We start from the raw sequence: 13,936 nt of genomic DNA on the forward strand, positions 1-13,936 counted from the left end.
CCATGGCCGGCTCCCCTCGCCTTTCGCTGCGGATTGACCTTGCGAACGGCGCGCGGCTGGGACCGGGCAAGGCGAAGCTTCTGGCGCTGATTGAGGAACACGGCTCGATCCGGGCGGCGGGAGCGGCGATGGGCATGTCCTATCGGCGTGCTTGGCTGTTGGCCGATGAAATCAACCGCATGTTCACGGAACCCTCCATCGCAACACAGCATGGCGGCAAATCCGGCGGCGGTGCGGCGCTGACCCCGTTTGGCCAGGACTTGCTGGCCTGCTGCATGCGGATGGATGAGGTGAGCCGTAAGGCCTTGTCGGTTGAGCTCGACTGGCTCTCGGCGCACACGGTATCCGCTCTTGCCCCAGCAAAGAAGCCGACCGGCAAGGACAAGCCGGACTAGGCAGGCTTCAGCTTTCGCCTTGCGCCTTATGGAAGACACCCTGCGGCGCGATTGATACCGTCTTGAACAGCAGCGTCACCTGGCGCCCTGCCCCAAGCCCCAGATGCTGCGCCGAGCGGCGCGTGACATCGGCGATCATGAGTTGACCCTGGCAATTGACGCGCAGCCGCATACCGTCGCCCTCCTCGCTGCATTCCACGATCGGCCCCTGCATCCGGTTCAACGTCGACAATCCCTCGGCAGGACCTGTTGCAACGACGATATCGGAGACCGGCACAAAGACCCGCACGCGTGTGCCCTCGGGCAAATCCGTCTTGCGCAGGAAAAGCGGGCCGCCGGGCGAGCGCGCCTCCGTCAAACCATCGTCTTCATGATGGCGACAGATGACGCCTTCGATGAAATTGCCGGCGGGCAGGCCAGCCATAGGCCTTGCCACGGTTTCCAGAATGGCGCCCGGCGCGCCGATGGCGGTTGCCCTGCCCGCCTCGAAGAGAACGAGGCCGGTGGCAAGCCGGGCGACCTCATCTCTGGCATGGCTGACATAGAGAATGGGAACACCCACTTCATCGCGGATGCGCTCGATGTAAGGGAGAATCTGCTGCTTCAATGCATCGTCCAGGGCCGAGAGCGGCTCATCCATCAGTAACAGCCTTGGGCTTGCCATGAGCGCACGCCCCAAGGCCACGCGCTGTTTTTCCCCGCCAGAAAGCGCCGAGGGCAAACGGGGAAGAAGCGCCGAGAGCCCGAGCATCTCGACCACGCGGTCAAGGTTCTCACGCCGTGCCTCTCTCGCAAGCAGCATCTCGCCATAGCGCAGATTCTGCCGGACAGTGAGATGCGGGAAAAGCCGCCCCTCCTGGAAGACATAGCCGATGCGGCGGTGGTGCGGCGGGATGACAAGCTTCCGATCGGTATCGACCCATGTTTCGCCAGCGAAGACGATCTTGCCATGGCTCGGCCGGATCAAACCGGCCAGGATGTTGACAAGCGTCGTCTTGCCCGAGCCCGAGGGACCAAACAGCGCGACAAGGCCGCCGTCGAGCTGAAGATCGGCATGGAGGGTGAAGGCGCCCTGGACGTGGCGGACGGACACGGAAAGCATCAGGTCGTCCCCATCCGTGCGGCAAGCCTGCGGGCAAAAACCTCCGATGCGATGAGCGCAAGCAGCGAAACGGCGATGGAGAGCAGGGTCAAGCGCATGGCGGCAAGATCGCCGCCTGGAACCTGCGTGTAGGTGTAGATGGCGGAGGCAAGGGTCTGTGTTTCGCCTGGAATGTTGGAGACGAAAGTGATCGTTGCGCCGAACTCTCCCATTGCCTTGGCGAAGGCAAGGATGGAGCCGGCCAGCATGCCGGGCAGGATGAGCGGCAGCGTGATGGTGAGAAACACCCGGACCGGACTTGCGCCAAGCGTGGACGCTGCGTCTTCCAGCCTGACGTCGACGGCGTCGAGCGACAGGCGGATCGAGCGGACCAGAAGCGGGAAGCCCATCACGGCTGCGGCAAGCGCTGCGCCCGTCCAGCGAAAGGAGAAGACCAGACCGAGGCTTTGTTCCAGGAAACCGCCGATCAGCCCTTTGCGGCCGAAGGACAGGAGGAGCAGATAACCGGTGACCACAGGCGGCAGGATGAGCGGCAGATGCACGAGGCCGTTCAGCACCGTCTTGCCAGGGAAATCGCGCCGCGACAGGAGCCACGCGACCGCCAGGCCGACGGGCAGCGAAAACACGACCGCGACCCCTGCTACCTTGAGACTGAGCAAAAGCGCGGTCAGTTCCTCATCGGTCAGGCTCAATCCGTCATCTCCCGACGCTGCAACAGCCCTGTTTTCATTCGGTTTTCGCCATCACGCTGAAGCCGGCACCAATGAAGATTGCATGCGCCTCCGGCCCCTGCAAGTAGGTGAGGAAGGACGCCGACGCCGGTGTTTTCGACGACAGCAGGCGGGCTGCCGGATAGATGATCGGCGGATGGCTGGCTGCCGGGAAGCGCCCGACGATGGCGACCGATGGATCGATTTTTGCATCCGTTTCATAGACGATGCCGTAAGGCGCTTCGCCGCGCGATACGAGGAGAAGCGCTGCGCGCACGTTTTCCGCCTGGGCCACCCTGTCCTTCACGCCGTCCCAGAGGCCAAGGCTCTCCAGCGCCGCCTTGCCGTAGGTGCCGGCTGGCACCGCATCGACATTGGCCATGGCAAGCCGGTTTTCGCCGAGGAGGGTTGCGAGCGGAAAGCCTGGCGCGATATCGGCAGGCTTTGCGTCCGCCTTCGGCGCCACCAGAACCAGCCGGTTGCGCAGGAGATCGATGCGGCTTTCCGGGTCGATGAGGCCCTTTTCGGAGAGGTAATCCATCCAGCGCTGGTCGGCCGAGAGAAAGAGATCAGCCGGCGCGCCGGCCTCGATCTGCTTGGCCAGTGTCGAACTGCCGGCAAAAGACAAGGTGACCGCATTGCCGGTCTCGGCCTCCCATTTTTCGGCCACGGCTTCGGCGCTCTCCTTGAGGCTTGCGGCGGCAAAGACGGTGATCTGTTCACCAGCCCGGGATTGCGGCGTGCCAAGGAAAAGCAGCGCGCACAGTCCCAGCAGGACATTGGCAATGGTTCCAATGCGACGCATACGACCTCTCCCTATCGATATATTCACTGGGATATATCGATAGTCAAAAAAACATCCGCCAGCAAGAGCGGCGGATGCATATGGTTCAGGTCCGATCAGGCCTTCAACTGGGCAAGGCTGATCAAGAGATCGGCAGAGACACCTGCTCCACCGCCGCCGGTAAGGACGGTCAGAGCGGACCCCGCATAGCTGGTGTTCTCAATGTCGTACATCGCTGTAAAGCGCTGCAGCAGGCGCTCCAATTTCTTCGGATCCTGCAGATCGGCAAGGTTGAGCTTATCCTTGATGACCTTGGCCTGCATATCGACATCCATACTGGAGAAGTCGCTGGAATAACCGAAGGTCACGCGGAACACTTCCATCAGCGCGTCGTCGGCAATCATGCCGTAGGCGTCCGTAATGTTGGGTGCTGCCCGCTGGAAATAGAGGGCGAGGCGCACAGCCTGATTGCTCTCGCCTTCGGTTTCCTCGAGTGTCTGGCGCAGATACTTGTTGACGGTCTCCATCACTTCGCCGCGCTGCTGGATGCCTGTCCCACCTGCACGGGCGAGCTTGCCTTCGCTGTCGAAGTTGAAGGAAGCGACCATTTCGGCCCAGCGATTGTCCTTCTGCTCGAAGACAAAGCTCTTGGGATCGGCGAGGTCCGAGGTGAAGATCTGCTTGAGGAAATCATCGGTCGCCGCCTCTGCGTCGAGCCCGAAGCCCTTGATGACAACATCCAGGATCTCGCGGTCCTTCAGAAGCGCCGCTACGCTGTCGATCGACTGGATCTTTTCCTGATATTTCGCAGCCTCTGCCGTGGCCTTGTCTTTCGCGGCTGTCCTTTCATCCCCTTCCAGGAAGCGGATTTCATTGATGACATACTGCTTGGCAATCGTCGTCGCCGTCAGAGTGTCATGCGCCTGCAAGGGGGCCGACGACTTGCCCTCGGCGTCGAAGTTGAACATCCTTGAAAGCTGCACGAGACGATCATCCCGAGACCGATTGGCATAGCTTGCCGGGTCGGTGAAATCGCTGGTCAACGCCTTCGTCAGCTCGTCCTTGCTGAACTCGCCGGCTTCGAAACCGATCGTCCTCTGCAACAGAAGCATCAGGGACGAATCCTTGAGGATGTCGTCGACCTTCTCGACCTTGGCCATCTTGGCGATGTAGAGATCGGTGAGTGCCGTCTTCTTGCTTTCATCCGCATCATCATAGCGCGTGGAATAGCGGTTGGTGGTGAGTGCAAGTTGCGCAGTGTTTTGTGCAGAGCCGGCGGCAACCGTGCCATCGCTGGCGAAGTTGAAGGCATCCGCCACATTGACCCAGGCAGCACCGCCATTGACCTCGGCAAAATTTCCCGACTGGCTGGTGTCACTCTTGACGATTTCCGCAAATTTCGACGCCGTGACGGTGGAATCCAGCTCGAAGGCCGCCTTGACATAGTTGAACAGGCGCGAGTCCGAGGTGATGTCGCTGACCTTCGTCACGGTCGCCATCTTCTGCTCGTAATAGGCCTGCTCGCGCTGCCGATAGAAGTCGGTAACGTAAGTCTGCTCCTCCTCGACATAGAGGCTGATCGTGGCATCCTTTTGCGCAGCGGTCTGGGCGGTCGCAGCGGAAAGGCTGCCATCGGCGTTGAAATTGAAGGCTTCGGCCATCTTGTAGAAGGCGACCGCGTCCTTCGATCCCTTGGCGACCAGTTGCTTGACGTAGCTGTTCGGGTCCGACACATCGCTGGTCAGCACCTTGGTCAGATGATCCTTCGTGTAATAGGTACCGTCGATGCCAAAGGCACTGAGAACGTAGTCACGCATGCGGCTGTTGTTGACGATGCCACTGACACTGGTGACATTGTCAATCGCCGCGCTGTAGAAGTTGCTTTCCGTCTTCAGCGCATCGCTTTGGGCGGCAAGCGCGCCATCATACTGCTTGAGAAAGGCAGTCTCCTGGACTTTTGACTGCGCGTCCGCTTCCGCCGGGCTGAACTGAAAGGCCTGTGCAAAGGTCTTGTAGCGCTCGTCGGTCAGCTGGTTGGCGAAGCTCTTGTCGTCGGAAAGATCGCTTTCCAGCACCTTCTTCATGAAGGCCTTGGCATAGGTCATCTCTTCGAGACCGTAGGCCTTCATCGCAAAGGAATAGAGCTGATAGTCGTCGAGGAACTCCTCGACCGAGTTCACCTTGCCGATATTGTCTTCAAAATATTGCGTCTGACGCTGCACGAGGTTGTCCGAGCCGACGCGGTTCAGCGCGGCTTTCATGTCCCTGTTGACCAGGCTGTAGCTCAGGTATGTGGAGACCATGGGGTTCCTCGACGCACAAGACAGAATTCTGCAGCGGTCAGTATGCGCCCAAATCCTTGCGCCAAGCTTTATGAATTCATGAAAAATACCGCAGAAAAAGGCGCCCTTTGCCTCTCCTCGCGGTCAGCAAAGCGCAGGCGCTCCGGTCTGATACAAGTCGCGCGTTTGTTCAGCTTTCTGAAACCTTGGCTGGTACGAGAAAACTAACCATCTGACCCGGCAAGATTTTCTTTACTGCGTCTTTTAAGCGGTCTCCAACAGCCGCTCGCTATCTTCAGGCCATAGAGGACGAAAAGTCCCGATGAGACGAGCTCATGACGAGCTTCTCGGTAAAACAAGGGTAGCATGAAGATGACGAACACGGTTATGAAGCCCGCCTGGGCAGGCGCAACGCTGCGACTTGACCCAACAAGGTTTCCCCAACAAGTCACATATGCCTTGCGCGGCGCACCCGGCGACGTCACAATAACGATCGACGAACGCGGCGCAGTCTTGCGCAAGCATTTGACCGGCAGCGGCCTGCCGCTTTCCTTCGCCCTGCCCGCACGCGCCTTCAAAGGCGTTGCGGCCCGGGCCATCGACCATGGAGATGGTGAGGTTACCGTGACCCTCGAACTGCATCACGAAGACCCCGAGCTGTGCATTCCGCTGCTTGTGGCACATGACCTCTGCGACATTGCCGCCGACTGGCGCAATTGGGCGGAAGCCTTCCGCATCCCCATGCTGATGGTGGAGGCCGACGGCGTTGCCCGTCCGCTCGAAGAACACATCGGCGAAGTACGCACAAAAGAAACCCAGCCACGCCGCCGGCATTCCTATTTTGCCGAGCGCCGACCGCGATTCCTCGTGCGCCGTTCCACCGGCACGCTCGGCGTAACCATGAAGATTTCCGGCAAGGAAATCATCGCACGCAGCTGATTCCGTCCCAAGACAAAACAGGCAAAGGCCCGGATTGCATGATCCGGGCCTTTCGTTTTTCCCGCCTTGCCGATGCAGGCTGTATCAGGCTGGTACGATCTGTGGATAAGTTGGGCCAGCGCTCAGGCAAATGGCAGGGCCGCAATCAGCCCCGCAAAGAGCATCAGACCGACCCGGCCATTGGATTTGAAGAGCGCCAGACATTGCGCACCGTCATTGATATCGAGCACCTTGATCTGCCAGGCGAACAACAGGGCAGCAAGGCCGAGCCCGAGATAGGCCGGAAAGGCGACGCCGGCTAAGAGAAAGGCGGCAAGCAGCAGCACAAGCGTCGCTGCATAAAGGCCGGACAGCCAGATCTTCGTGTCGTCTCCGAAGAGCCGCGCAGTGGAGCGCACGCCAACAAGCGCGTCGTCTTCCTTGTCCTGATGGGCATAGATGGTGTCGTAACCGATGGTCCAGGCGACAGCCGCGGCATAAACCAGCAGCGCCGGCAGCGACAAAGCGCCAAACAGACCGGCCCACCCCATCAAGCCACCCCAGGAAAACGCAAGACCGAGAAAAAACTGCGGCCAATCGGTGAAGCGTTTGGCGAAGGGATAGATCGCCACGATCGCCAGAGACAAGATGCCGAGCAGGATGGAAAAGCCGTTGAAGCAGAGGAGCACGACGAGGCCGACCAGCGCCTGCAACACCATGAAGATCTTGGCATCGCGGCGCGAGATGCGGCCGGAGGGCAAAGGTCGCGAACGGGTGCGGGCCACCTTGTCGTCGATCTCGTGGTCGATGAGGTCATTATAGGTGCAGCCGGCACCGCGCATGGCGACGGACCCGACGAAGAAAAGGCAGAGCTGGAAGACAAATTGCGCCAGGCTCAAACGCCCTTCGGCGGCCAGTGCATTGGCGGCCAGCGCCGAGGACCAGAAGCATGGCCACATCAACAGTTCCCAGCCAATCGGGCGATCCCAGCGCGCCAGTTGCGCATGCGGCCAGAGCCACCGCGGCAGGATACGGTAGACAAAATTGTCGGAAGGCGCGTCGGCAACGCGATCGAGGGTCGGATCAGATGTGCTCATGCCTCCTTGATAGGCCAAGATTATGCGGATGGAAACGGGACTTTGTCTGCGGGAACAGTTCGACGCCACGACCGTGTCGCTGGCCACTCCCTGTCCGGCTAATCACCGGAATTGATGGACACATCAGCCAAGCTGCTGATTTCACCATCAAATCCGAAAAATGCTGTCACGAATGGGCAGATGGGAAGCCGTGCGGTCGGATTGCGCTTGACCTCTCGAGGGCATCGGCATTTGCTGCAAAGCAACGAGAACAGGAGAAGCCTCATGACCGTCGATACATCCCCGCGCAGCACCACGTTCACCTATGTCGAGGGAGACTGGTTTGCCGGCAACCCGCCGCTGATTGGACCGACCTCGCATGCGATGTGGCTGGGTTCGACGGTGTTCGACGGGGCGCGCTGGTTTGACGGTATTGCGCCCGATCTCGATCTGCATTGCCAACGCATCAACCGGTCGGCCGCCAATATCGGCCTCAAGGCCACCATGACGGCAGAAGAAATCGAGCGGCTGGCGCTCGAAGGGGTGAAGAAGTTCGACGGCAAGACGGCGATCTACATCAAGCCGATGTACTGGGCCGAGCATGGCCAGATGGGGTCTATCGTGGCCGCAGATCCGGAATCGACGCGGTTTGCGCTCTGCCTGTTTGAAGCGCCGATGCACACCGCCAAGCCCTCGTCGCTGACGCTCTCGCCCTTCCGCCGCCCGACACCGGAATGCGCGATGACCGACGCCAAGACCGGCAGCCTTTATCCGAATTCCGGTCGCATGATCATCGAGGCGCGCGCCCGCGGCTTTGACAACGCGCTGGTACGCGACATGAACGGCAATGTCGTGGAGACCGCCTCCTCCAATGTCTTCATGGTCAAGGACGGCGTGGTGTTCACGCCTGCGGCCAACCGCACCTTCCTTGCCGGCATCACCCGCGCCCGCGTCATGGGACTTTTGCGCGAGGCAGGTTTCGAGGTGCGCGAGGCAACGCTGTCGGTCGAGGATTTCATGGATGCCGACGAGATTTTCCAGACCGGCAACTATTCCAAGGTCGTGCCGGTGACGCGGCTAGACGACGTGCAGCTGCAGGAGGGCCCAGTGACGCGCAGGGCTCTGGAACTCTACATGGACTGGGCGAAGTCTAGCGCGAAAGCTGCGGCTTGACGCTGCTCGCCGTGCCCGGGGCCGCTTGATCGCGGCCTTCCTCCTCTCTATCTCTCGATCATCCCATGATCCATTCCGGAAGGATGTCCCTTGTCCGTCTTCAAGAACCTGCCCGCTCCGCCCCAAGCTGCAAAGAAGCCCGTTTCCGATACCCATCACGGGATAACGAGAACGGACGACTACGCCTGGCTGCGCGCCGACAACTGGCAGCAGATGTTCAAGGATACCTCCATCCTCGACCCGGAAATCCGCTCATACCTGGAGGCTGAAAACGCCTATATGGACGCGGCGATGGCCGATACGAAGGATCTGCAAAAGGCGCTGTTTGCAGAGATGAAAGGCCGCATCAAGGAAGACGATTCATCGATCCCGATGAAGGACGGGCCGTTTGCCTATGGCTCGGCCTTCGTTACCGGCGGCGAGCAGCCGCGCTATTTCCGCATTCCGCGCGACGGCAATCCGACCGATGAAGCAATCCGCGATCTGCTGCTGGATGGCGACAAGGAGGCGGCGGGCAAGGATTATTTCCGTCTCGCCGGCATCGACCACACGACAGACCACGCCTTCGGCATCTGGGGTTACGACGACAAGGGCTCGGAATATTATACGCTGCGCATCCGCGACCTCGTCACCAAGCAGGATCTCGAAGACGTGCTGGAAAACACCGCTGGTGGTGGGGTCTGGGCGCCTGACGGCAAGAGCTTCTTCTACACGTTGCAGGACGAGAACCACCGTCCATCAAAGGTCTTCCATCACATCGTCGGCGAGCCGCAATCGTCCGACCGGCTGGTCTATGAGGAAAACGATCCCGGCTTCTTCATGGGCGTCGGTGGCTCGCTGCTCGACGACGTGATCTATATCGACATCCACGACCACGAGACCTCGGAGTACCGCATCCTCTCGACCAAGGATCTTCTGGCCGAGCCGCAGCTGGTGGCCGAGCGCGAGGAAGGCGTCGAATATTCGATGACCGAAGGCGGCGACGTCTTCTACATCCTGACCAATGCCGACGATGCCAAGGACTTCAAGATCGTCGAGGCGCCGGTATCGGCACCGGGCAAGGCGAACTGGAAAGAGGTCGTGCCGCATGAACCGGGCCGTCTCATCCTCAACCACATGGCCTTTGCCCGCCATCTGGTCTGGCTGGAGCGTCGCGAAGGCCTGCCGGTCATCATGATCCGCGACCGCAAGACTGGCGAGGAACATTCGATCGCCTTTGCCGAAGAAGCCTATTCGCTGGGCCTGCAGGGTGCCGCCGAATACGATACCGACGTCATCCGCTTCTCCTATTCCTCGATGACGACGCCCTCCCAGCTCTTTGACTACAACATGGCGACCCGCGAGCGGGTGCTTCTAAAGACCCAGGAAGTGCCGTCGGGGCACAATCCGGCGGACTACGTCACCCGCCGCGTCTTTGCCGAGGCGCATGACGGCGAGCAGGTGCCTGTCACCCTGCTCTACCGGCGCGACACGGTGCTCGACGGCTCCGCGCCCTGCCTGCTCTATGGCTATGGCGCATACGGCATCACCATTCCGGCCGGCTTCAACACCAACTGCCTGTCGCTGGTGGATCGCGGCTTCGTCTATGCGATTGCCCATATCCGCGGCGGCAAGGACAAGGGCTTTTCCTGGTATGAAGACGGCAAGATGGAAAAGAAGGCCAACACCTTCAAGGACTTCATCGCGGCTGCCGACCACCTGGTAAAGGAGAAGTTCACCGCCCATGACCGGATCATCGCCGAGGGCGGATCTGCCGGCGGCATGTTGATGGGCGCGGTCGCCAATATGGCACCGGAGAAATTCGCCGGCATCATCGCCGCCGTGCCCTTCGTCGACGTGCTCAACACCATGCTCGACGACACCCTGCCGCTCACCCCGCCGGAATGGCCGGAATGGGGAAATCCGATCGAGTCTGAAGAAGAATATCGCTGGATCGCGGCCTACAGCCCCTACGACAATGTCGAGAAAAAGCCCTACCCGCCAATCATTGCGCTATCGGGTCTCACCGATCCGCGCGTGACCTATTGGGAACCGACCAAGTGGATAGCGCGGCTGCGCGCAACCGCACCGGAGGCCGGTCCCTTCCTGCTCAAGACCAACATGGCCGCCGGTCATGGCGGCAAGTCGGGGCGGTTCCAGCGGCTGGAGGAGATCGCGTTTGAATATGCCTATGCGATCAAGGTGGCTGGCATTGCTTAATCAGCCTATCAGGATTTAATGGTATAAATTGACGGTTGCCAAGCCGGAGGCACCACATCCAGCGGTCGACTGATTCGGCGCCGTATCCGCACACCGCAGTTTTAACAAGCCCCCAAAGGTCATAGTGCGGTGCGGCACGCAAGCTTCGCGCAAGGTTGAAAGGTTAACAAAAGGTTAACTTTTCAACCGAGGCTTTCACGATGAGGATCGAAACCGGCCTGAGCAACTCTTACCAGAGCCGCCACGTGCCCAGCACGGCGACAATGGAAGAGGCTGCGCCAGAAACCGCTGCCCAGTCCTCTGGGCGGTTGATGAATCCCAGCACCTTTTCGAGCACGCTCCTTTCGACGCAGCTCTCCGCAGCGCTCTGGACTGTCGAAGGCTCCCGCTCGAAAGGCAGTACGCCGCACGGCACACACGGGACACCCTCCCGAGATCTCAACGAAATGTCCCGCATCCAGATGGTCGAAGCAGCCTATCGGGAGCATGATGCTCCTTCCCTTTACGGGGAATTCTGACCTCATTCGATGCGGTGCAAAGGCCGGCCGGCATGATGCCGCGCCGGCCTTTCTTTTTGCCGGCAGATTCTAGTGATGGACGTGCCCCGTGTGATCGTGCCCGTGATCGTGAGTGTGATCATGGGCGGCAGCTGATGCAGGCGCCACGGGATCGCCATGACCGCCGCAGCACGTGGCCAGGGTTACAGGTTCGCCGGCCCGCCATTCGCTGTAACTCTGCGATAGGATCTGGACCGAAGAACTGAGAAAGAGGCCGGCCATGATGGCTGCCACGATCAGGTCCGGCCAGGCGCTGGCTGTGCCCCAGACGGCGAGTGCCGCGAACATGACGATGACATTGCCGATGGCATCATTGCGCGAGCAAAGCCAGACCGAGCGAACATTCGCATCGCCATCCTTATAGGACATCAGCAGCAGGACGCTGGCGAGATTGGCAGCAAGCGCCAGGAAGCCGATCAGGCCCATCACCGGCGCTTCCGGCACGCCGCCGGCATAAATTCGCCAGAGCGTGGCACCGAAGACCCAAAGGCCCATCAAGAAAAGGCTCACCCCCTTGGCAGCCGCCGCCAGGCTGCGGGTTTTCAGCGAGGCACCGATGACAGCAAGCGAAATGCCATAGGTGACCGCATCGGCAAAGAAATCGAGCGCATCCGCCTGCAGGGCCTGGGACCGCGCCATCTGGCCTGCAGTCATTTCGACGACGAACATCGCGGCGTTGATGGCGATGACCAGCCAAAGCCGGCGTTTATAGGTATCCGACATGCCGTCGAACGGGGCATGGTCATGGCCGCAGGCAGCACTCATCTTGTTCGTTCCTCACGTCTTGATGTCACTCTACCGCCAATCTAGGATCTCTAGTGACTAGAGGTTCAAGAGGTTTTTTCGCATGTTTTCCATCGGTGATTTGTCGCGCCGCGCCGGCGTTAAGGTGCCGACCATCCGCTATTACGAGCAGATGGGCCTGATTGCGCCGCCCGACCGCAGCGAGGGCAATCAGCGGCGCTACGAGAACGGCGATCTCGAGCGCCTGACCTTCATTCGCCATGCCCGCGATCTTGGCTTCCCGATCGAGGCGATCCGCGAGTTGCTCAGTCTCAGCCGCCACCCGCACGAGCCCTGCATGCGAGCCGACCAGATTGCCCGTGAGCAGTTGGACGAGGTGAGGGAAAAGATCGCGCGACTGAAGAAACTCGAAACGGAACTCGCCCGAATCGTCTCGCATGGCGAGAGCCACACCGTCGGCGACTGCTATGTGATCCGGGCGCTCTCCGATCACGGGTTGTGCGAGGACGAGCATTGAGTATGCAAGCGGAGAACGCGCCGCCTGCAACTTGCCGACTTCTATCAAATGCGTGAAAATCGGGGCTCACGCAGCAGATTCGATTTCGAATTCGAAATGGATCCGCTCGTACGGAAACATCACACCATCCTGCACAGTGTCGATGACCCCCGCCTTCACGAGCGTGTCGATGTCGGCGTGAACAGCCTTGAAATCTCTCCCGACACGTCGGGCAACCTCCCGCTTGGTCAGCGCTCCCTGTCCGGTCATTGTCTTGACGATCTCCAGCCTCTTGGGTGTCAGGACCTTGTGCAGCGCATCCCATGAGGGAAAGCTGAGACTGAACTCGGTGACGGGAACGGTCTGACTGGCAGCAGCCTTCATGGCATCTGCAGCCGTCGCCATCGTTTGCTCAAGACTTTCAATCTTCACCTTGAGGGTTGTCATCCAACCATCCTTTCACATCATCGAGAAAGTCCGAGATCAGCTGATCCATCCCAGAAAACGCATAGGATTCCTCGGCTTCTCCCCAGTGCCGATGGTCACCTTTTCTGGCTTCATTGTCATAGCGCAGCACACACCTGCGATCGGCAACGAGAGCCAGGCTGCACTTGAAGGCGTGCCGGCTTCCGCGCAGCGCCACCGGCACTTGCCAGATCAGGATCTCGACAAAGACTTCGTCGCGGACGAAGCTGCGCATCCTGCGGATCAACGTCGCTTTTGCCATCTTCGTCGCATGCTCCCTGATGGAGCCTACTCCATCGTATGCGCACAGCAAAGATGCCCGTTGACATTCGATTCAAACTGGCGCATCAAACGCGCCATGATCGATATTCGCGCAACCATCTCCTGCACGTATTTTTGGGCCTACCGGTAACCGGCGGCCCGACAAGATCTCATTGTCAACAGGCCGCCGTCAGGCGGCCTTGTTGTTTTCCGGACGACTTTCCCCCTGACGGCACAAACAGAGACCACGGGAAAGCAACATGACCGAAGACAGCGACCTCACCCTGCCCCGCCCGCCCATCGTGGCGATCCGCCATGCCAAGCCGCGCGACTTGCCGGAACTCAACGCGATGATCGCGGCACTCGCCATGCATCACGGCGATGCCTCGGCGATGACGCCGGAAGTTCTGGAGCGCGACCTTTTCGGCCCCACACCCTGGATCCAGGCGCTGGTGGCCGATAGCGGCGACAACCTGATCGGCTACGCCATTCTGGTGCCGCTCTACAGGGCGCAGGAAGGCAAGCGCGGCATGGAACTGCACCATCTCTTCGTCTGCGACGGCCAGCGCGGCAACGGCATCGGCCAGCATCTCGTCGATCGCGCCAAGCAGATCGCGCGGGCATCCGGCTGCAACTTCCTCTCGGTGTCTGCTGCGACCGGCAATTTCGCCGCTCACCGTTTCTACGAGAACATGGATTTCGTGCCGCGGCCTGTCACCGGCATGCGCTACCTGCAGGCGATTGCCTGAGCCCTCGCCCGCCGCACCGGAGACC

Annotated in this window: 15 protein-coding genes; 7 read left to right on the top strand and 8 right to left on the bottom strand. The window is 60.3% G+C overall.

Features of this window, described 5'->3' with window-relative positions; translation table 11 throughout:
- Positions 1 to 2: 2 nt before the first annotated feature.
- Entirely contained in the window at positions 3 to 395 is a 393-nt protein-coding gene (locus FAA97_RS11340; RefSeq protein ID WP_136598635.1) for a winged helix-turn-helix domain-containing protein, read from the top strand.
- A gap of 7 nt (positions 396 to 402) precedes the next feature.
- On the opposite strand, the gene modC is transcribed toward FAA97_RS11340, so the two are convergent.
- The 4 genes from modC to FAA97_RS11360 all read right to left on the bottom strand — a co-directional run bounded on the left by modC (position 403) and on the right by FAA97_RS11360 (position 5,294).
- The gene (modC, locus tag FAA97_RS11345; RefSeq protein WP_136598636.1) at positions 403 to 1,497 is read right to left on the bottom strand and encodes a molybdenum ABC transporter ATP-binding protein; all 1,095 of its coding nucleotides are present in this window, start codon (positions 1,495 to 1,497) and stop codon (positions 403 to 405) included.
- A complete protein-coding gene (gene modB / locus FAA97_RS11350; protein WP_136598637.1) occupies positions 1,497 to 2,189 on the bottom strand; it encodes a molybdate ABC transporter permease subunit in 693 nt (230 codons plus the stop codon). Before modB ends, modC begins: the two co-directional genes overlap by 1 nt.
- Positions 2,190 to 2,223: 34 nt before the next feature.
- Positions 2,224 to 3,012: a molybdate ABC transporter substrate-binding protein gene (gene modA / locus FAA97_RS11355; protein WP_136598638.1), complete on the bottom strand. Its 789-nt coding sequence runs from the start codon at positions 3,010 to 3,012 to the stop codon at positions 2,224 to 2,226.
- A 95-nt stretch (positions 3,013 to 3,107) separates the two neighbouring features.
- Positions 3,108 to 5,294: a DUF1217 domain-containing protein gene (locus tag FAA97_RS11360; protein WP_136598639.1), complete on the bottom strand. Its 2,187-nt coding sequence runs from the start codon at positions 5,292 to 5,294 to the stop codon at positions 3,108 to 3,110.
- Positions 5,295 to 5,645: 351 nt separating this feature from the next.
- Here FAA97_RS11360 and FAA97_RS11365 point away from each other — a divergent pair, with 351 nt between their 5' ends.
- Positions 5,646 to 6,212 carry a DUF6101 family protein gene (locus FAA97_RS11365; RefSeq protein ID WP_136598640.1) on the top strand — a complete coding sequence of 189 codons (567 nt, stop codon included), beginning with the start codon at positions 5,646 to 5,648 and terminating at the stop codon, positions 6,210 to 6,212.
- Positions 6,213 to 6,334: 122 nt separating this feature from the next.
- Here FAA97_RS11365 and ubiA read toward each other — a convergent pair whose 3' ends face one another.
- Positions 6,335 to 7,288 (bottom strand): 4-hydroxybenzoate octaprenyltransferase, encoded by a 954-nt coding sequence (ubiA, locus tag FAA97_RS11370; RefSeq protein ID WP_136598641.1) that lies wholly within the window; start codon positions 7,286 to 7,288, stop codon positions 6,335 to 6,337.
- A 264-nt stretch (positions 7,289 to 7,552) separates the two neighbouring features.
- On the opposite strand from ubiA, the gene FAA97_RS11375 reads away from it, so the two are divergent.
- The 3 genes from FAA97_RS11375 (at position 7,553) to FAA97_RS11385 (ending at position 11,157) form a co-directional block, all read left to right on the top strand.
- A complete protein-coding gene (locus FAA97_RS11375) occupies positions 7,553 to 8,440 on the top strand; it encodes a branched-chain amino acid aminotransferase (protein WP_136598642.1) in 888 nt (295 codons plus the stop codon).
- Between the two features lie 90 nt (positions 8,441 to 8,530).
- The gene (locus tag FAA97_RS11380) at positions 8,531 to 10,639 is read left to right on the top strand and encodes a S9 family peptidase (protein ID WP_136598643.1); all 2,109 of its coding nucleotides are present in this window, start codon (positions 8,531 to 8,533) and stop codon (positions 10,637 to 10,639) included.
- A 200-nt stretch (positions 10,640 to 10,839) separates the two neighbouring features.
- Complete coding sequence (locus FAA97_RS11385) at positions 10,840 to 11,157, top strand: hypothetical protein (protein WP_136598644.1); 318 nt, start codon at positions 10,840 to 10,842, stop codon at positions 11,155 to 11,157.
- Between the two features lie 69 nt (positions 11,158 to 11,226).
- Here the strand turns inward: FAA97_RS11385 and FAA97_RS11390 are convergent, their stop codons facing one another.
- Complete coding sequence (locus tag FAA97_RS11390) at positions 11,227 to 11,961, bottom strand: cation efflux transmembrane domain-containing protein (RefSeq protein ID WP_136598645.1); 735 nt, start codon at positions 11,959 to 11,961, stop codon at positions 11,227 to 11,229.
- Between the two features lie 82 nt (positions 11,962 to 12,043).
- Here FAA97_RS11390 and FAA97_RS11395 point away from each other — a divergent pair, with 82 nt between their 5' ends.
- A complete protein-coding gene (locus tag FAA97_RS11395; protein ID WP_136598646.1) occupies positions 12,044 to 12,457 on the top strand; it encodes a MerR family transcriptional regulator in 414 nt (137 codons plus the stop codon).
- Positions 12,458 to 12,523: 66 nt separating this feature from the next.
- Here the strand turns inward: FAA97_RS11395 and FAA97_RS11400 are convergent, their stop codons facing one another.
- Together FAA97_RS11400 and FAA97_RS11405 are read right to left on the bottom strand one after the other, a co-directional pair.
- Complete coding sequence (locus tag FAA97_RS11400) at positions 12,524 to 12,883, bottom strand: HVO_A0114 family putative DNA-binding protein (RefSeq protein ID WP_136598647.1); 360 nt, start codon at positions 12,881 to 12,883, stop codon at positions 12,524 to 12,526.
- Positions 12,858 to 13,163 (bottom strand): toxin-antitoxin system TumE family protein, encoded by a 306-nt coding sequence (locus FAA97_RS11405; protein WP_136598648.1) that lies wholly within the window; start codon positions 13,161 to 13,163, stop codon positions 12,858 to 12,860. The genes FAA97_RS11400 and FAA97_RS11405 overlap by 26 nt, the downstream gene beginning before the upstream one ends.
- A 259-nt stretch (positions 13,164 to 13,422) precedes the next feature.
- On the opposite strand from FAA97_RS11405, the gene FAA97_RS11410 reads away from it, so the two are divergent.
- On the top strand, positions 13,423 to 13,911 hold the full coding sequence (locus FAA97_RS11410; RefSeq protein ID WP_136598649.1) for a GNAT family N-acetyltransferase: 489 nt from the start codon (positions 13,423 to 13,425) through the stop codon (positions 13,909 to 13,911).
- The last annotated feature ends 25 nt before the right edge of the window (positions 13,912 to 13,936 follow it).

Origin of the sequence: Peteryoungia ipomoeae (genome assembly GCF_004912165.1) — a bacterium.
In the GTDB taxonomy this organism is placed as follows: domain Bacteria; phylum Pseudomonadota; class Alphaproteobacteria; order Rhizobiales; family Rhizobiaceae; genus Allorhizobium; species Allorhizobium ipomoeae.